Genomic DNA, 26,085 nt, shown 5'->3' on the forward strand with positions numbered 1-26,085 from the left:
CATTTAACCTCAATAGTTTCTATAATGAATTACCTTGTTGCGCACATATGAGGTTCCCGACTTATGGAGCCGGGATTACCAGATAGCACTCCTGCAGCGCCTTAATCCAATAAGCGCGCCAGGGCGCCATCTTATCGGTCGCACCGGAAATTGCACCAGGATTACCTACAAGGTAGTATTTGCCTGTGAGAGGATTATCATCGTCCTGCTGCCAACCCCAGGCATAGCTCTTTACGTATGTTCCAGCTTTATTTAACGCCATCGATGCACTATCAACCGTTTGGACCGTGATCGCTGTCGTATCCCATGTAACTGTCTTCATAAAGGGCTGCCCGATAAGGTTCCAACCCTTATAAAGATGAATTGAAACCACATTAGGATCTTTCTCGGTTGAAGCCGCTTGATCCGGAACTTCACCACAAGGCTCTATGGGCGTATCTTCAAACATAGCCCAAAATCCTCTTCCGGGTGTTGCGCTGGTCGGATCAAACCAGCAGTAGTGGTTCGTATCGTTGCCGTAGCCGAAGTACTTACCGCTCTTCGTCCTATACATCATCCAATCCATATCATAGAAGCTCACTACGTTTTTCGGATCGGTATCGTCAGGAATGATCGGCAGAGACACCATGACCATACCCTTCCAGGCATCTTCGACCGGAGTGGACTCTCGAGTAACCTGAAGAGAATCAAATGCGCTCTGGCCGGCTGCGTCACGCGCGGTTACCGTGATAACATTCGTGTCTCCCTCGACAATCTCAATTCCGTCTATCTTCCAGCTTGTGGCGCCGGATATCGTCCCGGATGCGCCGGTTCCCAAATTAGCCCACTTGATTGTCGTAGTATCGTCCGAAGCGGTCCCCGACAGATTGATGCTCGCCCCGGTGCGGGTGGTGCTGTCGTCGGAAGTCGGACCGGTTATCGAAATTATTGGCTTCGGATTTGTTACCGTAAGAACAGCAGTACCGGTAGCCTTGGTTGTCGAAATGCTTGTACATGTGGCAGTGCATGTTATGTTAATATGCTTGTCACCGTCGGTGGTGTTTGTGGGTGCGGTATAGGTCGGATTCTGAGCGCTCACACTCGGACTGAATGTGCCGCCTGCTCCCGAATCGGACCATCGATACTTAAGCAAGTCGCACCTGGAATCTATGGCTGTGATAGCACAGACCGTTGTCTTTCCGGGATCAATAGTTGATGGAGTCAGTGTCGGACCCGTTAATGTTACCACATGCCCGCCGGTCACAATCAACTGAGCGGAGGCGCTGCCGGTAATAGCGGAATCCACTTTGCATACGGCATGACAGGTGATGGTAACGACCTTGTCTGCGCTGCTTGAATTGACAGGAACCGTATAGGTAGTGCTTGATGCGCTCGGATTTGCGAATGAACCGCCGGCACCTCCATCAGACCATGAGTAGGTTACGTCATGCCCCTGCGAATCGACCGCAGAAGCGCCGACCGTCGTTGTCGACCCCGATTCAACAGTTGAAGGATTCAAAGATGGCGTTGTAACCACCAGCGCATGAGCATTTTGCGTATAGTAAATAGTCAGAGTCTGCTTCACTTCATTGCCAGCGGAATCCTGTGCGGTTATGACTATATTATTGCGGCCCAAAGTAAGAGGCACACCAGCCACCGACCAAGTGCGGACTCCCGTGCATATGCCGCTGTCACCGGTAGTGGAGTTGGACCATGTCAGCCCAACCACGATTCCGGTGGTTGTCCCGACAACGGGTATGCTTGAATTATGCCAGAAACCGTCAAAACCAGCCTCCGGAGAAGTGATAACAACCGTAGTATCTTCGTCCGGAACAAATTTTTGCACGCGGTCGTTGTTCATATCGACGACGTAAACATTGCCGTCCGCATCCTGCCTGATCCCAGTCGGCTGAACAAATTGGCCGCCACTGGTGCCGTATTCTCCCCACTTGCCGACAAAATTGCCTGTTGAATCAAAAACCTGAACGCGATTGTTGATATAGTCGGAGACAAACACATCACCGGTCATGCCGACTTCTATACCGGTAGGGTTCATAAACTCACCGTCTCCAATGCCGCCCGAACCCCATGGTTTAACCAGGTGATAGGTAACGCTCTGACTTAAGCCGGTATTTGTCACGCCCAACTTGCTGTCGTAAAGCACCGTCGTAAGTGAGCTTGAGGTTGTTTCGGTAAACATAACAACTCGATTGTTGAGTGTGTCAACCACATAGATATAGCGAGTTCCATCCTTGTCGACGACCGAAACGTCACGCGGCCATGAGAAATCAGCACCGGTGGTGGTAGATGAAGAAAGTTGAGCAAGATAGTTGCCGTTACTATTAAACTTCTGGATTCGATTGTTGCCACTGTCGGCAACATATACGTTATCGCTTCCATCAACAGCGATGCCATGCGGAGATACAAATTGCCCATTGCCTGTGCCGTATGAACCCCATCCGGCAACAAGCTCCCAATCGGGACTGTATTTTTGTATGCGGTTGTTTCTGGTATCGCTGATGTAAAAGTTGCCCAATGAGTCGATTGCAATGCCGCGCGGCGTATCGAACGGATCGGAGCCGATGCCGGAAAACGAATCATCATAGGAGCCGGTCGAGCTGTATTTCTGTATTCTGTTATTCAGGCTGTCGGCCAGATATACCGACCCGTCCAGACCTATCGCTACGCCTATCGGTTTATCCACATTGCCGCCCCACCAGCGTTCCAGCGCGTAACCTCCGGCTTTCGTCGCAGAAAACACCTCAACGTTCACCTGAGATGCCGCACTGCCGGATTTTACAGTGACTACACTCGACCCGGAACCCGCTTTGAACAGACCGGTTTGAGAGTCGATTTCACCGGTTGTGGCAGACCAAGTCAACGATGAACCCTCGGCAAGGGGCCTGATATTTCCATTGATGTCTATTGGAACCGCCTTAAACTCCTGCGACATTCCCTGAACCAGACCGACCTTACTGGGAAAAACCCGGATATCTTTCAAGGCCGGATAATGTGTGACAGTGAGAGTGTCGGTGGCTGTGTGGCCCGCCAGATCGGTAGCCGTAACTGTTATGACATTAGCGTTTTCACCATCCGCAAGCGCAAGTCCCGAAGCGCTCCAGGTGGCGTTTTTCTTGCAGTCGCAGGTATAGGTGCCAATGGCTCCCGTACCTGAATTGAACCAACTCACACTCACTACACCAAGGTTGTCGGAGGCAGTCCCACCGATATCGATTGTCGATGTTTCCGGCCAGTAGTGGTCCTCGGATGTCGGACTTGTGATAGTAACGCTCGGGCTTATCGAATCATTAATTATGGTAATAGAAGCAGTAGTTTGATTGCCGTCACTATCGGTCGCAGTAAAGACTATGTTGTTGGTGGTGTTAGGCTCAATGTTAATATCACCAGTCCACCAGGTCGTCCAATCTCCACCGTCCTGACATAACTGCGCTGGAGTTCCCTGAGTCGTATTCTGCCATGTTACCGACGAGACCGCTCTGTTGTCGGATGCTATGCCACAGATGTTAATGGTATTCTGCGATGTGCAGTAGGTCGGCTCAGTGGTAGGGCTGGTTATTTGCAGCTCAGGAGGAACCGTCGCTGGGGAACCCGCATAAACCTTCAGACAGTTGTTAATCTTTTTATCAGAATAGTCTACCCAGTAGTCTTCCCAGTTGTTACCATCCGGACTTATATAACTCTCACCCGGATTGGATGTGGCTGATGAAGCATGACGATTATCATCCGCCAGTTCGACCGGAACAGGAAATGTATAATCCGGAGTCGTCAGTTTTACCACCGCTGAAAACTTCTGGCCCTTGGTAACGCCGACCGGTGTATCAAGCTGTATGGTCGTATATCCCGGATTGGCGACCGTGCCGGTTTGTTTAAGCGCATAGCCGCCGGAACTAACAGGACCGGATGTAGGATCCTTGTAGATATAAATCTCATACGGCGAGTTCGGCTCGGCAGTATACCAGCCGACCGCTGTCAGCGGCTGATTATCGGATGCGGTAAACACATTTGCAAACCACGCTGTCTCATTATTGTAGCCAAAACGGGACACCCAGCCAAGAGGATCATACTGGTAGATTTTAGAATAGTTGTCCGTTGAATCAGCCGTAAAAACACAGCTCGCAGCCCACATCATCAAATTGGCATCATAATAAGAGATATAAAAATAGCCGTGGTCTCCCCAGGAGGCTGCCCAACTGTTCTTTACGATAAATGCGCCATCGCCGGGGGGTGTTATGGTGAAGTTTGACTTTGAATAATTGTCATCCCAACCAACTATACACACCCCATGATTGGTGCCCACCGCCATATCCATATAATATGCATAAGTTGCCGGGTTGTAGAAACCATAACCACTATAGGTATAAATAGCAAATGATACAGCCACCGCGCCATAAGTCATTATTGCCTGTTTGATATTGTCATTATCCAGAGAGGATTCACGCGGCGGGATCTGAATATATTCCTGAACATGCTTCTCTGCTGTGTAAGATGTGTGACTTGTAGAAACACAAGAATTCTCATCATAGGGGTCGTCTGATTCACTCACGGGGCCGGCCCACCTTAGAAGATAGGCTGCAGCCATATCATAATTACCGCCACTGCAGCAATCATAGTCTTCTCCGGTAAAACCGGACAAGTTTTTCATATTATTCTCTGAAAAATCCGTGTTCTCAGCCGACAGAAGACTCGATTCCAAAGAACCTATGGCCGCAAACGCCCAGCAACTGCCGCAACCGCCTTGGTTTTTGACAGGAGTTACCTTGTTGTGATCGCGAAGATCATATGAGGTGGGAAGAGTGGCCATCAGCCGATTTCCGGTAAGATTCAGGTGTTTGCCTTTTAGGTAGGACGTGTCACAAAAAGGCGGTATCAATCCTGTGCCGTGCTCGCCCGTCTCTTGAAGCAATGACGAGACTTTGCTTTCACCCTTCAGGTATTTTGCATACTCCGGATTTATCGGCGCCCGCTCAAGCTGTAATTTATCGGCAAAGCCTGCAACCGACAGAAAAAGCGCTGCAGTAAAAATTAACAATGTAGTAGATATGCTTCTTACGAATGACCTGCTTACCTTCATTTCTTCTTCTCCACCTCTTGAGTCGGCATCTCATCAAGCCGATGTAACACAACTGACCTTATTATTCGACACAGTCGGGAAAACTCATTCCGCCACAGTAGTAAATTGAGGCAGGCTGCCTGCTTGGATAATTGCATTGTATCCCCGCTGCGAAGCTAAAGTCAATAGCCGAAGACCAAAACACACGCATATTACTCAGCCCTGGTTCTATTAGCACACAAGCGTGTGCTATACACAAAGATTGACACCCAAAACCTACAAAATGTTCCAGGAATAACCATCATGCAAAAACAATAACAAAATGACTGGAGCAAAAGCCCGGATGATTTGCTCAAACGCGGGAAATGGAAAGGAGTAATTCAGTTCAGGGTATCGAGGAAACCACTGACCTCACGGAACAGGTAATCATACGCGGCATCCATCTTCGATTCGGCAATAGCAATATCATTAAACGGGTTTGGATGCTGCACATCAAGCTCCACATAAAGCTGTGTCAGATCGCTGAAAAACGGCTCAAACTTAAGCTCATGCACCCCATCTTGATGAAGCACGACACGCAAACCTACGCCCTGCCTTCCGGGACCGAGAAGATCGAGGTTATCTTTGATTGAACTGAGCGCGCTGCTCTCCAACAGTTCAGCAGCGTTGCGACCACCCTCGACTGGCAGAAATGCCGTCAACTTGATGCCGAATGTCATAAACTGGGGAATCTTGAGCCTCTCCTGGGCCATCTTGAAAAGGTCCAGCGACTTCTCTTTGGATGACTGGAAGTAGTCTACATTGTCATTGACCTGCATGCGCGTGGTCTGAATGAAAAAATCTCCACTTGGGTTTGCCATGCGAGCGCCATCAGGCAAATGCTGAAGAGTCTGGAACGGATAGCGTTCAGTAATATCCGCATAGATGTGGTTTACCTGCTGAGGCTGCAGTTGATATGGCGGATAGACAATTCCGGCGGTCATACGCCGACAAGTGAGAAGTTGTGTTTTCATGGCTCTCCACAGGAAGATTTGGTGAGTTGATTTTACATCACACGCCAGGCATAGTCAAGAGGTTGGCTGTCACTATACCTGTAAACATGGCGCGTCCAGACTGCATGCGAGAAATGAGCGGCAATTCATAGACTGCCGCCCATTTCCAATCCACATGTTCTTTGAAATTAGCCCTCCGGCACATAAGGCGGATGCCAGAGCTTGCGGATATCATCTAAATCCAGTTTGACCTGTGCACATCGTTCTAGACCAAATGCAAAACTGACCACGCCGAAACGCGATGGGTCAAGCCCGGCTTTGATGAGCCATTCATCTTGCGCAATTCCTCCGCCTGCTATACCCATCCACTTATTACGCCATAGTACTTCATAGTTTTGAACATCACCAACGAATAAATAGCTCTGTGTTGAGCCTGGCCTGAATTCTGCTCCGTGAACAAGTTTGGCTGCCACTCGTCGCATCGTTTCATCGAGCTTCCGAGTATTCATGCCTTCCTCAGCCCACAGAACTTCTGCCTGATGAAAAACCTCAAGTCTTGTCTCTGATTCAATATCTGCCGGTCTGAAGACACGACCTACTGTAATCAGTTTGCATGGCCCACCGCCGTTATTGATCCAGAAATTGGCCAACTGTGATGTCAGCTCAGGCCGCAATATTCTATGCTCATCGACGATATTTTGCTGAATATCAAGCTCCAACATTAATTCTTCGCGTTCGCACACCTCGTCAAGCGTCACTTCTTCAAAATCCGGAAAACACGAACGAAATGCCTCCCATAACTTGCGAATTGGATGACCTTCTATTTCCAATGGCCGCGGCAATTCCAGGAGCTTGCGGATTCGCTCCGGAAAATCCTTCGGCAGGGCATGTGTTTTGAGTTCATCGTTTACCATTTGGACCATCCTCTCTTTGAGCCGGGTCCGCGAAGAGTGCAGGCGGTTATTGACTGTCGATACCGGCACTTCAAGGAACTCGGCAACGTCTTTTTGGCTGTAACCGTTGATATAGAACAGGGTGGTCACTATCCTCTCGCTCTCAGACAGGGTCGAGATCGCCTTAAGCACCATCTCACGCATCTCATGTGCCTCGGCAAGCGCTGCCGGGCCAGGATCGTTGGAAGCGACCTCGATCACAGACTCCAGAGGCACTGTTTGGTGTCTTTTGCGCTTGATGCGGTCGCAGTGCTTAAAGATGATCTTCCTGAACCAGCCGGGAAAAGCATCAGGCTCTCGAAGCGCGTCCAGATCACGATACGCCTGTATGAACGCTTCCTGCGCTGCATCTTCCGCCAGATGAAAGTCACCCGTCACGGAATACGCATACGCAAGCGCCATGTCCTGAAAACGCCCGACTATCATCCCGAACGCATCCAGGTCACCGCTCCTTGCCCGATCTACCAGCGACTTCAGTTCGTCCATGTCCGCTCCTGTTCTGTTTTGGAAGGCCCTCCATATTATAAGACCCAGTTATGCGATGATATCTTTAATGCAAAACCGCCACCTGAACTCGTCAGGTGGCGGGAAAAAGCAGGCTGTGGAAACGATCTATCCGAATTTCAAAGCTAATCGGCCATCTTTGGGCAGTATCAGAACAAATTGGTCCTGCCGCCTCTCAAAGCGTCCTGATGAACATTGAACCTTGTAATCAAACCCTTCGTGCTTGTAGGCCAAAGAGTCGGCTGTCACGTCGACCAAGTCAATCGACTTATCAGCGCTCCAGCTCATCTCCAGCGCCCAGTCAGAACCATTGTTCTCAATCTCCAGACAATCAGGCTTACAGAAAATTTCAAAGTTACCACAATCAGCCAGAGGCCATGAAATGTGCAGGTCAGTATCTGATGACTCACTAACTGTCGGGGATGACCCAATAATCGGCTCATACTCACTGTTGCCTGCCAGATGTACAAGCCTGATCCCCGCAAGACGATCCTTAGTGCTCCAGTTGTAGCCGTCCATAACCGGCAGCGCATCGTATATACACGCTTCGCTCTTGCAGGTATCCTGCAAATATCTCTCCGGGTAGCGCTGGTCGAAGAGGTGAATATCGCGTATTCTCAGTTTGCCGTCTTCCCAGAAAAGGTTGGTGCGGTAGAACCGGCTGTCATACCATACACTCTTACGGCCCTCGCCCTGCCAATCAGTTAAGGCTGTGACAGCCGTCGGTGGAGTAACATCGAACTTGGACTTGAACCACTTGCCTGAATCGACAAGCCTCTCGATGCGCACGATACCCTCATCGCGCAGCCTTGCAAGCTCTTCAAACTGATAGGTAAGTCCTTTTTGCATACTCGGCCAGCCGAATGAGTTTTCTTGACCCACCTGAGCATAGCCAAAGGCAAGACATGGCGATTTGAAATTGACATCAAAGAACCAGTCGACCCATTCCTTGCATCCACCGCCACCTTCATATACAGGCTCCAGCGTCACCACGCCCTGCCTCTCCTCGCCGAGGCTGTAGTCATATTGATAGATGGGGTCGCTGCCCAGCATCCTGAAGACCGGGACGGATATCTGATGCGACTTGTCCTGAGCCGGGACTATAGCATTAGCCCTGCTGGGATAATAGCCCTGATTCCAGTAGCCTCCCCAAAGGGTATAGCCGTCTGTTCCGCACTGGTCCTTGCAGTTGCAGGCGGCTGTGATTCCGTACTTATCTGCCAGGTAGCCAAGTGTGTAAGAATCCAGAACCCATGATCCCACCGACTTGGGGTAATATCCGAAAGCCTTGCGAAAGTCTTCCATGAAAACGTCAATTGTCTTCTCGCGCTCGGCTGGGCTGTAGCCTACCATCATACCCACATCTGAAAACCAATCCCAAGCCCATCTGCCTCGCCACTTAATGCCGGCTTTCTCTACAAGCGGCTGGACCATCTCCAGCCAGAGCCCTACTTCGTATCGCGAGTCTAGCTTCTTAAGCAGGTCCGTGAACTTACTATCTATAAGCGCATCATACTGCGCCAGGAATGTGGTGGGCAGGTCTAGCCTGCTTGTAAGCTCAATAGCTTTCGCCACAGGCTCTACCAGGTCTATAGGCTCGCGCGGCTCAAGGCCTCGAATGAAGAAAATTGGATTTACAATGCGTGGTGATGTCAAGACTTCCTCCAGAAATTGTCCTTGGCAATGAAGGCTTTGCCAACTGTGCGGTCTAAGAATAGAATGATAGTCCATTTTACCAGATGTAAACCGGAAAATACGAGAAAAATGAGTTCAGCTTTCATGGGAATAAAAAAAGCTCAGCCGAAGCCGCCCTGCGAGAGGGCTAACCTTCGGGGCATCCGCCCGCAAAGTATAGAGATCATTAGGCAACCTTCGGGGCATCCGCCCGCGAAGTATAGAGGCAATCTCGCATCTTTTCCGGCAAATAGGAGATAGATATGAAGATTTATATATTGACTGATTTGGAGGGAGCAGGCGGGGTTATCAACCGCAGCCATGTATTTTCCGACCAGCCCGGATATCCGCAGGCGCGGCACTGGCTGACTATGGACGTCAACGCAGCCGTCGAAGGCGCTATAGCAGGCGGAGCGACGGAAATACTCGTGCTCGACGGTCACGGCGGCAACGGCGCATGTAATTTTTTATACGATGAACTCCACCCGGGCGCGCAATATATCCAGGGTGCGCCATACACACAATTCCCGCAGGGGCTCGACGACAGTTTCGACGGTTTCTTTTTTGTAGGAGCACACGCCATGGCTGGTACGCCGGGTGCAATCCTCGAACATACGATGTCGTCCATGTCCTGGGTCGAGATGCGCATAAACGGAGCGCCTACAGGTGAGATCGGCCTCTTTGCCGCTGCTGCGGGTATGCGAGGTGTGCCGTTTGTGATGGTAAGCGGCGATGACAAGGCCTGCCTTGAAGCTGCATCGATCAGCCCGGATGTAGAATGCGCAGTCGTCAAGGAAGGCATAAGCCGCCACTGCGCAAAGCTGTTGCCGCCTGCAAAAGTGCGAGAGTTAATTAAAGAGAAAGCCAGGCTTGGAACGGCCAAGATCAAATCGATTCAACCGGTCAAGATAGATGGACCCGTCGAGATTCAAATCAGGTATTTCCGAAACGATCTCGTTGAAGCAGTCCACGAGCGCGAAGGGGTCCGCAAGGTTGACCCGCAGTCGGTTGTCTTTTCGGGTAAGGACTTGCTGGATGCATGGAAAAAAGTTATGGGCGGATAGGCTTTTACGCTCTGCTTTTAGCCATCACTATAAATGAAAACTGGGAGGTTGCGCCCTCACCCCGGCCCTCTCCCCCAGGAGAGGGAGTGGGATAGGCTGAAGTATCTTACCTCTTGCTTCTTACACTTAACTTCTGTTTTTTGAGGGAGGAATATATATTGAATAAACCGACAGCAGTTATAAGAAGAGAAATAATGGCAAACACTGGCCCTGATATCTACGGGATCAAGCGCAATGACAGGGTCCGATCACCCAAGGGTGAGATTTTTATCTTTTTAGGCGTCAGCGAAGGGATAGCCCATGTAGAGCGCGTCGATAAGACTAAAGGCAATCCCTTCGTTGAAGTCGACAGTGGCGAGTTTTCACGCTGGCAAAAAGTGTGAGAACTCCTTGATCATCAATAATGCCTAAAAACTATCTACTCTAATCCGACCGAATTTCGGCGGGTTGTAAGAATGCAGGCTGTGGACGGTGCCCTCTGCCTGAGCTGCAGCGGTTCTGTGCTCAAATCGAAGCTTGCCCGAATACAGCGCTTCGCGCATAGATTCTACGCTGCGGTGGCCCATATCCTGGAAGCTCTGCTGCAAGCCCTTCATAAGATACGGAACGTAATCGGCGAGCGAGCCACGGTCAAGCACGGTTCCGCTCACTCCCTGCGGCACCAGGACTTTATTGTTGTCCTCGCTCAAATATCTCTTGCCGCCGCCTGCGCCCATCGCCTCAACGCTGGCCATGCCTCTGTAGCGCTTCACGCGCATGCCGTTTTCATAAAAATAATCGCCGGGAGCCTCGGCTGTCCCAGCCAGCAGATAGCCTGCCATAACAGCGCCCGCGCCTACCGCGAGAGCCTTGGCGATATGGCCTATCCCCTGGATCCCGCCGTCGGCGATTACCGCAACACCATGCTCTTTTGCGAACCTGGCTGTGTGATATACGGCTGACGCTTGAGGTCTGCCGACTGCCATCATGGTCTGAGTTATACAGATTGAGCCGGGGCCCATCCCGACGCGAAGGCCGTCCGCCCCCGCCTCGATCAGAGCGCGGGACTGCTCCATGGTGACCACATTGCCGGCTATAACATCTATCTGCGGGAAATGCTCCTTAATAAACTTGAGCATCTCTATCTGGAAGACCGAAAAGCCCTGTGCGGAGTCTATAAGCAAGATATCGACGCCCGCCTCTGCAAGAGCCTCGACTCTCTCCCGGTCTTCAGGTTTGGTCGAGACCGCTGCGCCGACCAGGAGCTGTTTGTCCACGCTCTTGGAGGCATACGGGTAGTCTTTGTTTTTCAATAGGTCTGTGCGTGAGAGCAGCGCAACCAGTCTATATTGGTCATCGACTACCGGCAGCTTGCCTCTCTTGCTCTGTTTCAAAATCTGGTTGGCTTCATGGAGAGTGACACCCTCTCTGGCAGTAATCAGATCAGTGGTCATAACTTCCGAAAGAGGCTTGGAGCGGTCCTTCTCGAAGTCGACATCGCGATTGGTTACTATCCCAACGAGTTTAGAATTGAGCGTGCCGTCTTGTGTAATGGGAATTCCTGAAAAGCCGTGCTCGGCTTTGATTGTGTCTACATCTTTGATGCTGTTTCGAGGGCTCAGGACTACAGGATCGATAATAAAACCGTTTTCAAACCGTTTGACCTTGCGCACATGCTCGACCTGAGCATCTATAGTATTGTTATAGTGAATGATCCCGATGCCGCCCAGCAGTGCCAGGTAAGCGGCCATTTTCCATTCGGTGACTGTGTCCATCGGCGAGCTTACAAGCGGTCGCTTGATCTTGATGTTGCGAGTCACATTGGTCTCCAGGTCAACTTCGCTCGCCTGGAAATCGATATAACCCGGAAGAACGATGAAGTCGTCGTAGGTCAGGCCCTTGCCCGAACCGAATAGTTCGCTTGCCGAGCGGCCATCCTGCTCAGCCATTTCAGCGCCCATCGTTATTTCGTCTGCCGCCATTTGTCACCTCTACTTATGTTTTACCTATTGACGCGTATTATACCGCAAAATGTTCCCTCAGAAAAGAGAAAAGTTGTGAGTTATGGGTTACGAGTTGCACACTGCGGGCCATCCTGCTATCCTACTTCTATGGGCAAGAAATGGCGAAGTGAGGCCGAGCGCCATGCTTTTTTCCTGAGCAAGAGTGTGGACAAGGCCGTTCGAGAACATAATATGATCGAAGAGGGTGACCGCATTCTCGTGGGCGTCTCTGGCGGCAAAGACTCTATGTCGCTTATGCGCCTGCTGGTCTACCGGCAGAAATATTCCCCTGTTCAGTATGACCTGGTGGCTGCTCATGTGCGGGGTGATGCGCGCGGCTGCGATATCGACGTTCCCAGATCATTCGTCGAATGGCTGGAGGCTGAGGGCGCGCCGTATCATATCGAAAGTCTAATTCTTCCAGAAAATGAACCTCTTCCAATGAACTGCGAGAGATGCGGTCGCAACCGCCGCAGGACTCTCTTTGAGATGGCCGATAAGTTCAACTGCAATAAGGTTGCGCTGGGCCACAATCTGGAAGACTTTGCCCACACCGCGCTCATGAACCTCTTTTTGCACGGCAGGCTTGAGACCATGGCAATGCGACGAGACTACTTCGGCGGAAAGCTCGCTCTTATCAGACCCCTGGCCTATATAAGGGAGCAGGACATTATCCGCTTCGCAAAAGTCTGCGAATTTCCAATTGTGCAGACAAACTGCCCGATGGCCCCCATATCGCGCCGAGCAGCCGCAAAAGGACTTATGCTTCATATCGGCAAAGAGTTCAGATCAGCCTGCTCCAACATAGTGTGCGCCGCCTCTCAAGAAGACTAGCAGCCATTTACCTGGTATTTTTCACAGGCAGATTACTTCCAAAAAGCGGAATAAAATACATGCCCATAACCATATTTGAGGTAAGCCATGGCAGCAATAAGATCCCGGCGAGGCGCTGGCCTCATAGACTTAATGATAACTTTATTTCTTGTTGGCACAACCGGAGCCATATTTTCTGCGGCGTTCCCGACCGCGATTTCGGCTTCCCGGCAGGCTAAAGAATATAAGATGGCTACGGCAATAGCTCAGCGCAAAATGGAGCAGCTTCGCTCGGTGGGCTTTGAATCACTGACACAGCCGCTGCTTACCAACGCCAGTGTAATTGATTCCACCAGCAGCGGATCAACGTACACTTTCACATCGGCAGACAGCATCGCTTCACAAATCCCTTCGGGAACAGGTACTCTGAGCATTGAGGATTTGCCACTGGGTGTGTCACCAGAGCAGTCACATCTTAAAAAAGTAAAAATCACCGTGACATGGCTGAGCAATTCAAATGCCCAGCGCAGTATTCAGATAACATCTCTTATCGCCGACAAGAAACCCAGGGCGGTGAACTGATGAACATGCGTAGCAATAGAGGCATGACTCTCATTGAAGTGATGATAACGGTTGCGCTGCTATCTATGGTGGGTACCGCGCTTACGACTATGCTGATCGGCTCGATTCGCGGGTGGAGATCAGGTGTCAGCAGGGATGACGCTGTCAGTGAAGTCACCATAGCGATGCAAAAGCTGAGCATGGAGATACGCGATGGCCGCTCAGCTTCGACCAATGAATCTAATGACGTACTCACGGTGACTTTTCCGGGGACCCTTACTGACGGGACCACGCACGAAAGTGTCTACGACCTGAGCATCGCCAGTTCAATTACAAGAAGCTATTACATCTCTGACGGCAATCTGGTAAGGAATGTCGGAGGCACAGTCAGTATATTGGGCAGGGGTGTGACCGACGCTACTTTCGGCACCACCGGAGGTGCGGTATCGGCCAAGCTCGAACGCCGGGACAAGGAATGCCAAGACAGCACAGGCGAGTATCCTTATGTTAGGGGAAAAATAAACCTGCGTAACTATCGTGACTAAGTAAATACGGCCTTTTAGGAAGACAGGGACTATGATGATATACGCCAAAATGAAATCACGTAGAGGAAGCGGAATGATACTCGGATTTTTTGCTCTGAGTATTGTTTTCGCCTTAGCAGTATCGTTTATGTCGGTTACATCATCGTCTCTTATTAGTGCAAAGAGGGATGTTATACGAACTCGCGCCCTTTCATACGCTGAAGCGGGAATTGATCGGGCAATAGACTTCCTGATGGAAGGCGGACCCAATGGAGAAGAGCCGGGCAAGTGGAGAGCCCTTTATCAAACTCCAGCGGAAAACGGCGGCGGCTATAGAGTATACGCGTATGACGGAAGCGGAATAACTGAAGGCAAGATAGTAATTATCTCGGTAGGAACCGTAAACCAGGCTGGATCCAAAGTCTTTAAGACAATCAAAGTAGTGGTCGGTTATAATCAAGAGAATGTCTGCGTGTGGAACAATGCCATATTCGGCGGTGTTGGCCAAGCCGGTAAAAGTATCAATGGAAACGTGGCCATACGCGGCTCGGTGCACCTGCTTGGAGACGGTGAGGACTATACCGACGTTGATGGCGATGGCCACTGGGATAGCGGCGAATCATATACTGATCTCAATGGCAATGGGCAATACGATCTTGGCGAAACTTATGATGATACCGATGGTGACGGCCATAGAGATGGACGCGAGCCTTTCTATGACGATAACGGCAATGGAGTAAGGGACCCTGCTCTGACAGTAACCGATATGGCAAGTGAAATCTCCGGTAATGCAAATATCGGCAACAATTACATGGGCATGCCGACCACTCTGCGCAGCCGGATTCCCACGCTGGAGCAGGAAGCGTATGGCGGAGAAATGGTCGATGCACTTGACGCTAAGATGCGCGTCAAGCACGGCAGAGTCAATATATCAGGATCGGCTACAATCGGAGAACCGAATTCGACTAGTGACGCCAACAAAGAGACAGTTGACGGTGTTTATGTCAGTGATGGTTTCGGCGGTAATGCGGGTTCAGCAAGCGTATATTCCGACAATGGCTACGCTCATGGCTATGACCTTGGCGACGGGGCTGTAAGCTTGCCTATCATCGACCGCGGCTCATATACAAAAGACGGCGTTACATACTCAACCTATCTTAACTATTTGCAATCGAACGGCACTGTCGTTACCGGTGATTTGAATATTGCTAATGGAACCGCTATGACAAAAAGCGGGCCAAATGGATCACTTACCATCGATGCGGCAGGCAATATGACAATCAGCGGGGTTGTGTATGTAACCGGCAATATTACTTTTGGGCCAAGCAAATCGACCATTACCTATTCCGGCACCGGGACGCTGGTCAGCCCTAACAGTGCATTTATACACTGCAATCTGCTCCCAAAGACCAACTTTCCTGAAAGCGACGTGTTGGGGCTTTGCTGCGGAGACAGAGTGGAACTGGCAACAGGCGGAGGCGATGCGCAGCTTACCATGGCCATTGCCATGTATGCGCAGCATCAGATAGTTTCGAGCAAACAGAACCAAATTGCAGGAACTATGGTCACCAGCTTTTTCTCGATGAGTAATGTGCCCAGCTTGTATCAAGTGCCTGAATTGGCAAATCATCTCCCGGAGGGGATACCGGGAAAGGACCCTATCTGGATAGCCAGTATATCTATAGAAAGCTGGCAAGAAATCAAATAATTCTGAGATGCTGAGTGTGGAACGTGGAAACGTTCCGCGTTATCTGGCCACCGAACCAAGTTTCCCTTCCTGATGGAAGGGAAAGGGGAGGTGATGCTGCCGCATGGACGCACTACAGCACTCTCCCCTTGAGTCCGGCGCAATTGCGTGCCGGGCTTTGCTGTCCCTCGGCCGGGACCCCAGCCCCCCTGGCCGAGGGACTCAAACATTTGGTAATTTGTATTTTATATTGTATATTTGGTTTTAGGCCCTCAGCTCAAATATCTCGTCAACAGACTTCTTATCTAGCCGGCTGACATCGTGCGCGGCTTTTCCAAGAGCCACCATTGCCGCAAGCCGCCAGTTTTCACCAATGCCAACACACTCCTCAAGAGCCTGCCGAGCAATCAATGGCCCGCTGAGCCAGCATGCGCCATAGCCCATATCCACAGCCGCAAGGATCAAATTCTCTATCGCTGCTCCTATGCTCTCGATATCAGGATGGCCGCGAAGAGCGTTAACATCATTGTGCGACATCCCCGAGTGCTTCAGAGCATCATCGACAATCGCTTCATAAGGGCATTGAATAACCGCTATAACCGCGGGCGCATCACCGAAAAACGTCGAGAACCACTCTACCTGCTCCCTCGCGTGCTTCTCTTTCTCATCGCCGCAAATGGGAAGACATTGTTCAACCGCCATATGGACCGCATCGGCCATCTCCTTAAGCAGGCTGCGATTGGTGATGGCAATAAACTTCCAGGGCTGAGAGTTGTTCACACTCGGAGCAAGCCCGGCTAGCCTTACCATTTCCTTTAGATCATTCTCGGGCACAGCGTCGCCTGCAAACTGCCTTACACTGGCTCTCTTTGCTATCACATTCTTAAGCTCCATCTTCTCCTCCTTTTTGCAATCCTATTAGCTTTCTTCCATATACCCACATTAACCAAGAAAAAATAATCAAAATAGGCGAACAAAATGCCTGCCGGCAGACTATATAGTAATGGTGTTACTTTGTATCATTGAACAGAAACGATACGTTTGGGCGGGAGTCTGCGACCCCGGCTTCGGGACATGCGTCCGCGAAGCATTAGTCACACTGAGCGTTGAGGGTTCCGTGCTCTTGGCTTTCCACTCTCAGCTCTCAGCTATTTTCTGAGGAGGTAAATCGTGCAATCCCTTTTGGGCAAGATCGTAAGCATTACCGCAAGTGAAGCCGGACCCGGTTGTTTGGAGATTTCATTTAAACCCGCGTGTATCATGCCTCGCCGCACAGGAGTGCCGGAATGGCTCAAGGACCAAACATTAAAGGTCGAGCGGGTTGCCGCCGATCCGCGAGAAGCAGGATATCCCGGCGACAGCATCATCCTTACTCCATCTGAGTCTGCAAAGTGGCTGTACCCTTTGACTCTGACTCCTGACGTGGCCTATGGTGAGCTGCCGAAAAAGATCAGGATAGAGCTTCGCTGGTGGAAAGACGAAAAAGCGCCTGATTGCATAATCCATGCAAACGGGCGGCGGATCACAGCCAGGCTGGAAAAGGATGGAGAGATATTTTCTGCGGAGGTCGATGCGAAAGAATTCTATGAGACCGATCCCAAGCTGCCGGTAGACTTCGAGGTCACCTGCGATAAATTAAAGGCATGCTCCAGCGTGCTGCCAGTGGGTGAGTCTTTTTGCAAAAAACTCCTTAAGCCTCAGGGCGAGATATATCGTATCGAGAATGACTGGTTTTCAGTGGATGTCACCACTAAGTCCAGAGCGGCGGGCATCCTTGCGCTGCGTGAAAAAGGGCGTGGAATCGACCATTTCCGTGCTCCGGAAGACCTGATCCAGGCTCCGCTGGAGCTTGCCGGTCACTCCGACAGACTGCGAAAGTGCTTTGTCTGGTGGGGACAAATGGATGATGTAGCAATGACCTCATCGGGCGCTCGACATGAAGGCAGCGCGACGAATCTGGTCCTTGAGGGCATGCTCGATGAAGGGATGGGCTTGCGAACTACTCTCAACTGCACTCTTTATGACACTATGCCCCTTATCAGTTGGCGGCGCGATTACCATATGCTGCCTTCTCAGAAGAAAGATGAAAACAAAGGCAAGCCGGAGGCTCCAAAAGAGCCATCGGACAATCTGTCCTCACTCTCGCTCGCTTTTCATGGTGGATGGGTCGCGGAAAAGAATGAACACTCAGGAAGCCGGGTGCTGTGTGCGGATAACGGCAGGCTTGCAGTAGTTCGATGCTCGCAGACCAGCGAAGCTGTGCATGCCCACAGTTGGAGGATGAGCAGCGGCTGGGCTGTCGTAGAGCATCCGACAAGGCGCGAATACACGATGTATCTCTTTGATGAGAACTCGTTACCATATCTGCTCACATGGCTCAAGTCTCACACAATTACGCTTGAACCGAATTGGCCGTCCAGCCTAATCAAACCCGAAAGCAGCCTGGGCAAGACTCTCGGCATCACTGTCGGAGAGTGCTGCGGTGCAAGCGGAGAAGGTGCATGGGTTGCAAGCCGGATCAAAACCGGCAGCGGCATTCGCTGCGGGGCTATAGCTCGCCTGAGTTCGACCTCAGATAAGACTGCTGTTTTCACCATAGGAAAAGAGAAAAGAGAAACTGAGCTTGAAAAGATAGTCGTAACCGGGATCGGCACCATATACTTTGCCGCCGCGGACTTTACTCAAGCTGGAATGAGTGATAACTTCGACGTCGCGATAGCCGATATTACCGGCAGGAGGCAGTCATGAACGTATTTGACCCTAGAACATACAGCACCGACTGGGAGATAATGGTTGTCGACCGGTTGGACCGCTGGGTAGATAATTTTGAAATACTGCTCGGGTTTGCAGGAGAGCTGCGAAGCGAGCTGGATTTGCCCGTGCAGATAGACTGGAACTCTCTCGAGTTTGCCATGGGTATCAACACATCTTTCACCCAGTTCTGGGAGCGTGTAAAGCTGGTCACTGACCGGGCATCGCAGTTATTGCATGAGTATGATCTCGATCTATTTCCGGCAGGCTCGCACCCGATTGCTCCGATGTTCAATTCATCGCACATTCATGTCGGCACAATACACGATGAGTCCGCCGGAATACGCATGGAGAGCCGCTTGATGCGATATTCTCCCGCATTTGCGGCTCTGGCTGCGAACTCTCCTGCCGCGGAAGGGCGCAGGGGCGAGTTTAAAAGCTATCGCGTGCGCTACACAGCTCGCGGATGCACCAGGCCGGGCACTCTGCGCGATCCTCAATTCGCCCAGCCTGAATGGGGCACCGATGCCGCCCCGAAGGTATACGGCGCTCCGACTCTGGAAGTCAGGATCTGTGACTGCGCATCGTCACGCAGGCTCCTTGCCGAGTTCGCCACATTTATAGCGGCGTATGTGCATTACCAGGGGACCAGGGTCGACAATCACCCTAAAATGACTGCCGAAGAATACCGCGAGTGCCTAACGAACCGCTGGGCAGCCGCTAAATATGGCCTGCAGGCGACATTCAGTTGGCAGGGTAAGCCCAGGACGGCAGTCGAGCTGATCGATGAAATGCTGGACGAGTGTCAGGCAGAACTGAATGTGCTGGGTGTGAAGCGCTCGGACCTCAATATCATAAACACCATGCTTGAAAAACGGACATGCCAGGCGGACTTTGCGCTTAGCATTATGGATCGCTACCCGGACCCATACCTGCTATCTTCCGCATACGGCAAGCTAGCCCGTAATTGGGATATCTTCGAGGAATATCTGGAAAATGCGCCCACTCTGGAGCCGGCGCCTATGCTTGATGAGAAGGCAGTAATGGCGGAGCATCTGTCTTTCGTGGGAGAGGGAACGCATTTCTATCACCTGCGCGAAGCCATGTTCTATCCCGCACCAGCCACGGATAAGATCATAGAAGATATGATCGAGCAGGAGCTGATCAAGCGCGAAATCACTCCCAACTGCGGCACGCTGCTTCATAGAATAGGCTAGAAGCAATGGCTGCGGCTGAAAACAGAATCGGAGACAGCTTTTGAATATCCAGATAATCAAAGCGGATAAGGACAAGATGGCTATAATCAGCCACCTTGTCCACTTTTATATTTATGATCTCTCAGAGATCATGGGCTGGGACTGCCCTGATACCGGGCTCTTCGGCGGATGTGATGACCTTCCGCAATACTGGGGCGAGCTACCGGATGACCCAAAATACGCCTGGCCTTCCAGTTGGAAGGGATATCCTTTCATAATAAAAGTCGGCAAAAAGCTTGCTGGGTTCGCTCTCGTCAGACAGTTAGATACAGGGGCAGTTTACGAGATTGGTGAGTTCTTCATTCTCCGTAAATATCGCAACAAAGGGATCGGCAGGTATGTGGCATGCAGCATTTTCGATGCGTTTCCGGGAAAATGGCGGGCAGCTCAGATGGTCGGAAATACCCCGGCGCAAGCCTTTTGGCGACGGGTCATCAATAAATATACAAACGGCAATTCCAAAGAGAGCATTGGTTTTGACGAAGCCCATGGAATCGAACTCAACGTTATATGTTTCAATAACGCCACCTGCCGACACCAAAATGCTTAGGTGATTGCATTAAACCCGGACTCTCCACTCTCTACTCTCAGCTAAAAAACACTGGCAGAGGTTATCTCCCGCTCAGATTTGTGCGTGCCGTCGGGCTTGTATGTCCCAAGCGTTCCGATTACCGTTACAGACTGACCCAATGAAAGGCCGGCCCCATCGGCATCTACTCTGATTCCTGTAGGAATATCGGGGTCTTGAACGTAGATACAATCGGAATATATCGCCGATACAAGCACTCCATCCAAACGAATATATGGACCGTCCGCTATTTCCTTGACATTTCCTACAGAGACAATTACCGGATTGGATGCGAATGCTTTCAGGCATACACTGGCATTTGCCACTTGTGAAGTCATATCCGACCAACTGATGCCGTTGCTGCTTATATAGGTCTCGCCTGAGTTCGCCGTTGCTGCGCTTGAGTAGCCCACGTAGGGATACTCATAACCTATCGGATAGTTATATCCGGGAGTGGTCAGTTTCACAACGCATGAATATTTTGTTCCCAAAGTCAGCAAGACAGGCGTGTTGAGGGTAACCGTGTGATAACCTGCTATCGATATGGTCCCGGTTTGGGTGCATACGAGTGTTCCCGATGTCGGCTTTGATGTAGGGCTTTTATAGATTCTGAATTCATAACTTGTGCTGTCTTTCAGAGCATACCACGCTGCTGCTCGCAGAACGCTATTAGAATCGGCAGTAAAGACCATTGCTGCCCATGCCGTATTGCTACCGTAACCCCGCATAGCAACCAAACCCAGGGAATCATAAGAGTATTGAGTATCGTATTCATCGGGCGCGCCTGCAAGAAATACAGTATTTTCATTCGGGACGTCGGCGCTGTAAGCCTTTCCCATATTGGCGTCATAATACGATATCCAGAAGTAACCTGCGCTACCCCAGCCTGTTCCCCAACTGTTTTTTATTAGGAACGCGCCGTTCCCGGACGGTATGCTGGCAAAATTATTGGCTGAGTAGTTGTCGTCCCATCCGACTATGCAAACAGCATGGTTGGGTTCGTTCAATGCCGAACAATAATATGCCGTGGTTGAAGATTTATAATAGCTGCTGCCCCAATAAAATGAGGTGTATACAGCCCCATAGTTCATCACGGCGTTTTTGATTGTGTCATTGTCCGTAGAACTGGCACGGTCCGGCAGAAAGATCACATCCTGCACATGTTTTCTGGGCGAAAGCCCCGACGGTGAGGTGCAAGAGGTGGTGTGGGGATCTTCAGTATCGAGCACGGGACCATCCCATCTGGCCAGATATGCCGTTGCCATTGCCCTATTGCCGCCATAGCAGCATGCATAATCGAACCCATGCCTGTTTTTCATATTATTTTCGGAGAAGTCCCATGTTTCATTGGGCAAAAGATACGATTCCAGAGAACCACATGCAGCGAATGCCCAGCAGCTTCCACAAGGATTTTGATTCTTAACCAGTGTCAACTTTCCCATTGTGCGAAGATCATAAGACGAGGGAAGAGATGAAAATGTCTCACCCAATATAGACACCTTGCGGCTTGATTTGGGTAATACAAAAGGCTCCGGGACGAGTCCGGTGGCGAAAGTGTCCGACTCCGACTCCGACTCGCTGGCGCTCAACGTGCTGACGGCTGCCTGTTTATTGATGTATTCAACAAACTTTGGGTTCATCGGCGCTACCGACGGTCTTGTTCCTACGCCGAGTGTAATTGTGGGTGCGCAAAATGCGCCGACAGCGACAGTGGAGAATACGATGAGTGCCAGGAGTCTAATGATCTTCATCGAGCGTATATCCTTATATGGATTTGATATAATTGTTCCATATTGCACGCGTTCAACCGTAATCTAGCCCAAGCAATGCTATTTGTCAAGGTATCCAAGTTGTTTACAGTCCAATGGAAAGGGGGAAGTTAATGTGCGAAAGATGATATGGATTTTGATAATCGCGGCGACTTTGTGCTCGTGTAAGAAAACAACTGTTGTCGCCGCCGGCAAAGCTGGAGTCAAGATTATGACAATTCAGGTCACCAGCGCTGCATTCAAGGAGGGAGAGAGTATCCCTTCAAAATACACCTGCAAGGGATCGAATATCTCCCCACCGCTTGTATGGACAAATATTCCAAGCGCTGCAAAGACAATTGCCCTTATTGCCGATGACCCTGACGCGCCGATGGGCACATGGGTACACTGGGTGCTCTACAACCTGCCCGGCAATATAAATGAGCTTCCGGAAGCGGTCCCCAATGAACAACACCTGCAAAACGGCGCATCTCAAGGTGTCAACAGCTCAGGCAAGGTTGGCTATCAGGGCCCCTGCCCTCCCAGCGGCACGCACAGATACTACTTCAAGGTCTACGCGCTCGATACCCAGCTCAAACTCAGCGACGGCACGACCAAGTCTCAGCTTTTGGAGGCTATGAAAGGTCATATATTGGCCGAAGGCAGACTGATGGGCAGGTTCAGTCATTAGAGCTTGTCGTATTCCTCCGGATTTTTCTGAAAATCATACCGGTAAATGCAGAAGGTCTACTGACGGCAAAGAATAAGAAGTTCAGAGAGACTGTAATCACCGGAGGAATCAACTTGGATAAAAAGGGCTTTGTAAACCCGGATAACATACTCAGACCCGCGCCGTTTTGGGCAATAAACAGCGCTATCTCACCTGAAGAGGCCGCAAGGCAGATCACGGATATGATCAGCGTCGGGCTTTCCGGCGGTTTTTTTCACTCGCGCCACGGGCTCCTGACCGATTATATGAGCGATGAATGGTTCGAGGCCATGCGCGCAGCACTGAAAGCAGCCAAAGACAACGGCGGATATCTCTGGCTCTACGATGAAGACCTCTGGCCCAGCGGCAACGCGGGCGGCCAGGTAGCGGGCAAAAAGGACGAGTATCGAGCGACTCATCTTCTGGCATGCCTTGTTGCGGCGGGTGAGGATGCGCCTGAGCTTAATGATGATCAGATCATAAAATACTGCTATGCAATCAAGTGCCGCAAAAGACTCAATCTAAATGACTTCGAGTCCGTCCCGCTCGATAAGATAGATGGGTGCAGAGAGTATGAGCGGCTGTTCATGATCCGCTCATATGCGCCCAAGACGGGTTGGTGGAGCGGAGAGTCATATTCAAACCTGCTCAACCCCGAGGCAATGCGTGAGTTTATAAATCTCACACATGAAGTGTATGCCAAGGAGTTGGGTGAAGACTTTGGCAAGACGATCCCCGGAATTTTCACGGACGAACCCCAGCTTGCATATTCGCCCACCAGCCTGCCTTGGTATGACGGCATTCCTGAGTTATACGGCAAATGGATGGGCCGAGATTTCGAGTCTGACCTGCCGTTTCTGTTCTTTGATGGAGCCCAGTCCAGAAAGATCAGACTGCTTGTGAATAGAGCAATCAACAGGCAGTTTCTGGAGGCATATTCCAAGCAGCTCTTTGACTGGTGCGATGAGCATGGTATCGAGCACACCGGCCATTACGTGCCTGAAGATTCTATTCAGGATCAGATAAAATATAACGCGGGCTCGATCATGGGCCACTATCGCTACCAGCACGCGCCGGGCATCGACCACCTCTGCAGGCAGGTCAAAGGCTTCAAATATGGCGAGGGGATGCTCCTCACGGTCAAGCAGGTCTCATCAGCGGCTCGCCAGCTCGGTCGAAAGAGGGTGCTGGACGAAATCTTCGGCGTAAGCCGCCACACAAACACATTTGAAGACTTCAAGTGGCTCGGTGATTTCGATCTGGCTCTCGGCGCAAATTTCTTTGTGCCCCACCTCACTTGGTATTCGGCTAAGGGACGCCGCAAGCGTGACTACCCGCCTGTGTGGAACTATCAGCAGACCTATTGGCATGAGCTTAATCCTCTCAACGATTACTTCTCGCGTGTCGCGTATGCCCTCACACGGGGCGAGGCCGCAGTCGATATAGTGATGCTCCACCCGGTCGACAGCGCCACCGCTGCCCGACGGATAGGAGTGGAAGCGCGTGCATGCGCGGCGGGCAATACCCAGAGAGTGCCTCTTGATCTGCCGACAGAAGACCTGCATGTCGCTGAAGAATTGGACGGCTATTTGCGCAAGTCGCTGGATGCAATTCTTGCGACCGGCCATGACTGCGACCTGGGAGACGAGGGCTATATCGAGGACATGGGGCGCGTATCGGGCGACAGTTTTGCAATCGGCGAGATGAGCTATAAGCTGGTGGTTGTCCCGCCGTCGACTACATGGCGGCCAAAGACATTCGAGCTTCTTAAAAAGTATAACGCCAACGGCGGCAAGATAGTTATCCTAGGCCAACTGCCGACTGAACTCGACTGTGAAGATGCCGGTGATCAGTGGGAAGAGCTTGCCGGAAGACCCAATGTTTGGGCGCTGCCCTGCTCGACACGCGAGATTCAGGAAGCAATAGCCGAGATCGCTCCAAGCTCATGCACCATTACGGATATGGACGGCAGGTTCGTGCCGGATACATACGTGCATAGGCGGAGTGACTCGGACCAGGAGATAGTATTCATTGTAAACTCCAGCCGTGATGACGCCAGAAGCTATATTCTCACCTTTAAGAATGCTGCAGGCAAACAGCTTGCCGAGTGGGATGCCTTAACGGGCGAATGCGAGACTGCCGAGCCTCTCGAATTGGGGAATGACCTGCGTGCGGAGATATCACTGCCGCCGTGCGGCTCTCTGCTGCTCACTCTTGGAGGGCAAATAGAGCCATGCGAGATATCGGACGAGGAATATGAGGGGCATGAGCACGACGAGTCGGTCAGCATGACTGTCCTCGATGGCGAGTTCGACTTCCAGCGCTGTGAAGACAACGTGCTGGTGCTCGACCGTATAAGTGTCTCCTATGACGGCGGCAAGTCGTTTGAGCCTGAGGATCTGGAGTATCGCGTCCGCAAGAGTATTGCAGACCACTTCGGCACCACCCCTGCTCTGGAGTGGCAGCCTTGGGTTGCTATCCGCAAGCACTTATTTGATGACAAGGGCGGTAAAATCGTCCTGCGATACAAGTTCACCAGTGATCTCAATAAGCCCAAGTCCTTTGCAGTAATCGAGGATATCGAGAAGGGAAGCCTTACGGTAAACGGCACTGCAGTCGATCTTGCCGACAAGAGCTGGCACTGGGATAGAGCCTTCGGCAAAGTCGAGATCACCCAGCTTGTGAAGCAGGGCGATAACGTGATGGACTTTGCACTCGATTATAATTTTTTGACCGAGGTCGAGCCGGCATATATCGTCGGTGACTTCGGCGTAGAGCTGGTCGATGCTCTCCGCGGAAAGATTGTCGCTGAGCCGTCCAAGCTCAAGGCCGGGACATGGACCGATCAGGGCTACCCATTCTACACGGGTCGAATGATCTACAAGACCGAGTTCTTTGCAGAAAAAAACGCCAATGTGTTCGTGCGGCTGGTCAGGCCGTCGGGTAGTCTCTATAAGGTCCGTGTGAACGGCAAGGAGGCGGGCGAAATCCTCTGGCGGCCATATGAGATCGATCTGACCGGCTTTGTCCGATCCGGTAAAAACCTTCTGGAAATAGAGGTGGTCTCGAGCCTGCAAAATGCATGGGGACCGCTGCATGAGCAAATTGGAGATGATAATAGTTGGTGCAGCCCGGAGGCCTTTGAAGATGATAATATTCTGCGAGAGCAGATAAACGTATTCCCATATGGTCTGCTTGGTGGAATTGAGATAGTCAGCTTTTAATGGGAATTGGGGGCAAAGTCCAACT

General features: G+C 51.1%; 18 protein-coding genes. 11 read left to right on the plus strand and 7 right to left on the minus strand.

Annotation, left to right across the window (positions count from 1 at the left end; all coding sequences use genetic code 11):
* Positions 1-61: 61 nt before the first annotated feature.
* From ABFD83_12965 to ABFD83_12980, 4 genes are all read right to left on the minus strand, one after another.
* A complete protein-coding gene (locus tag ABFD83_12965; protein ID MEN6357981.1) occupies positions 62-5,071 on the minus strand; it encodes a lectin like domain-containing protein in 5,010 nt (1,669 codons plus the stop codon).
* Positions 5,072-5,430: 359 nt separating this feature from the next.
* A complete protein-coding gene (locus ABFD83_12970) occupies positions 5,431-6,063 on the minus strand; it encodes a hypothetical protein (protein MEN6357982.1) in 633 nt (210 codons plus the stop codon).
* A gap of 167 nt (positions 6,064-6,230) precedes the next feature.
* Positions 6,231-7,481 carry a sigma-70 family RNA polymerase sigma factor gene (locus ABFD83_12975; GenBank protein MEN6357983.1) on the minus strand — a complete coding sequence of 417 codons (1,251 nt, stop codon included), beginning with the start codon at positions 7,479-7,481 and terminating at the stop codon, positions 6,231-6,233.
* Between the two features lie 126 nt (positions 7,482-7,607).
* On the minus strand, positions 7,608-9,155 hold the full coding sequence (locus tag ABFD83_12980; GenBank protein ID MEN6357984.1) for a hypothetical protein: 1,548 nt from the start codon (positions 9,153-9,155) through the stop codon (positions 7,608-7,610).
* A gap of 281 nt (positions 9,156-9,436) precedes the next feature.
* On the opposite strand from ABFD83_12980, the gene ABFD83_12985 reads away from it, so the two are divergent.
* Together ABFD83_12985 and ABFD83_12990 are read left to right on the plus strand one after the other, a co-directional pair.
* A complete protein-coding gene (locus ABFD83_12985) occupies positions 9,437-10,237 on the plus strand; it encodes a M55 family metallopeptidase (GenBank protein ID MEN6357985.1) in 801 nt (266 codons plus the stop codon).
* 158 nt (positions 10,238-10,395) lie between these two features.
* A complete protein-coding gene (locus ABFD83_12990) occupies positions 10,396-10,620 on the plus strand; it encodes a hypothetical protein (protein ID MEN6357986.1) in 225 nt (74 codons plus the stop codon).
* Positions 10,621-10,644: 24 nt separating this feature from the next.
* On the opposite strand, the gene guaB is transcribed toward ABFD83_12990, so the two are convergent.
* Positions 10,645-12,165 (minus strand): IMP dehydrogenase, encoded by a 1,521-nt coding sequence (gene guaB / locus ABFD83_12995; protein ID MEN6357987.1) that lies wholly within the window; start codon positions 12,163-12,165, stop codon positions 10,645-10,647.
* Positions 12,166-12,273: 108 nt separating this feature from the next.
* Here guaB and ABFD83_13000 point away from each other — a divergent pair, with 108 nt between their 5' ends.
* The 4 genes from ABFD83_13000 (at position 12,274) to ABFD83_13015 (ending at position 15,825) form a co-directional block, all read left to right on the plus strand.
* Positions 12,274-13,053 carry an ATP-binding protein gene (locus tag ABFD83_13000; GenBank protein ID MEN6357988.1) on the plus strand — a complete coding sequence of 260 codons (780 nt, stop codon included), beginning with the start codon at positions 12,274-12,276 and terminating at the stop codon, positions 13,051-13,053.
* Positions 13,054-13,140: 87 nt separating this feature from the next.
* Positions 13,141-13,614 carry a hypothetical protein gene (locus ABFD83_13005; GenBank protein ID MEN6357989.1) on the plus strand — a complete coding sequence of 158 codons (474 nt, stop codon included), beginning with the start codon at positions 13,141-13,143 and terminating at the stop codon, positions 13,612-13,614.
* A 5-nt stretch (positions 13,615-13,619) separates the two neighbouring features.
* Positions 13,620-14,138: a prepilin-type N-terminal cleavage/methylation domain-containing protein gene (locus ABFD83_13010; GenBank protein ID MEN6357990.1), complete on the plus strand. Its 519-nt coding sequence runs from the start codon at positions 13,620-13,622 to the stop codon at positions 14,136-14,138.
* A 49-nt stretch (positions 14,139-14,187) separates the two neighbouring features.
* Complete coding sequence (locus tag ABFD83_13015; protein ID MEN6357991.1) at positions 14,188-15,825, plus strand: hypothetical protein; 1,638 nt, start codon at positions 14,188-14,190, stop codon at positions 15,823-15,825.
* Positions 15,826-16,068: 243 nt separating this feature from the next.
* Here ABFD83_13015 and ABFD83_13020 read toward each other — a convergent pair whose 3' ends face one another.
* Positions 16,069-16,698: a nitroreductase family protein gene (locus ABFD83_13020; protein ID MEN6357992.1), complete on the minus strand. Its 630-nt coding sequence runs from the start codon at positions 16,696-16,698 to the stop codon at positions 16,069-16,071.
* Positions 16,699-16,974: 276 nt separating this feature from the next.
* Here ABFD83_13020 and ABFD83_13025 point away from each other — a divergent pair, with 276 nt between their 5' ends.
* From ABFD83_13025 to ABFD83_13035, 3 genes are read left to right on the plus strand one after another with little or no spacing between them, the layout of a single operon-like run.
* A complete protein-coding gene (locus tag ABFD83_13025) occupies positions 16,975-18,552 on the plus strand; it encodes a hypothetical protein (GenBank protein MEN6357993.1) in 1,578 nt (525 codons plus the stop codon).
* Positions 18,549-19,772 carry a glutamate-cysteine ligase family protein gene (locus ABFD83_13030; protein MEN6357994.1) on the plus strand — a complete coding sequence of 408 codons (1,224 nt, stop codon included), beginning with the start codon at positions 18,549-18,551 and terminating at the stop codon, positions 19,770-19,772. Before ABFD83_13025 ends, ABFD83_13030 begins: the two co-directional genes overlap by 4 nt.
* A 40-nt stretch (positions 19,773-19,812) precedes the next feature.
* On the plus strand, positions 19,813-20,361 hold the full coding sequence (locus ABFD83_13035; GenBank protein MEN6357995.1) for a GNAT family N-acetyltransferase: 549 nt from the start codon (positions 19,813-19,815) through the stop codon (positions 20,359-20,361).
* A 41-nt stretch (positions 20,362-20,402) separates the two neighbouring features.
* Here the strand turns inward: ABFD83_13035 and ABFD83_13040 are convergent, their stop codons facing one another.
* Positions 20,403-22,130, minus strand: a complete 1,728-nt coding sequence (locus ABFD83_13040; protein ID MEN6357996.1) for a lectin like domain-containing protein — start codon at positions 22,128-22,130, stop codon at positions 20,403-20,405.
* Between the two features lie 142 nt (positions 22,131-22,272).
* Between ABFD83_13040 and ABFD83_13045 the strand changes: the two genes are divergently transcribed.
* Together ABFD83_13045 and ABFD83_13050 are read left to right on the plus strand one after the other, a co-directional pair.
* Positions 22,273-22,818: a YbhB/YbcL family Raf kinase inhibitor-like protein gene (locus tag ABFD83_13045; GenBank protein ID MEN6357997.1), complete on the plus strand. Its 546-nt coding sequence runs from the start codon at positions 22,273-22,275 to the stop codon at positions 22,816-22,818.
* Positions 22,819-22,931: 113 nt separating this feature from the next.
* The gene (locus ABFD83_13050) at positions 22,932-26,060 is read left to right on the plus strand and encodes a hypothetical protein (protein MEN6357998.1); all 3,129 of its coding nucleotides are present in this window, start codon (positions 22,932-22,934) and stop codon (positions 26,058-26,060) included.
* Positions 26,061-26,085: the final 25 nt, after the last annotated feature.

It is taken from the genome of Armatimonadota bacterium (genome assembly GCA_039679645.1).
Taxonomy (GTDB): domain Bacteria; phylum Armatimonadota; class UBA5829; order UBA5829; family UBA5829; genus UBA5829.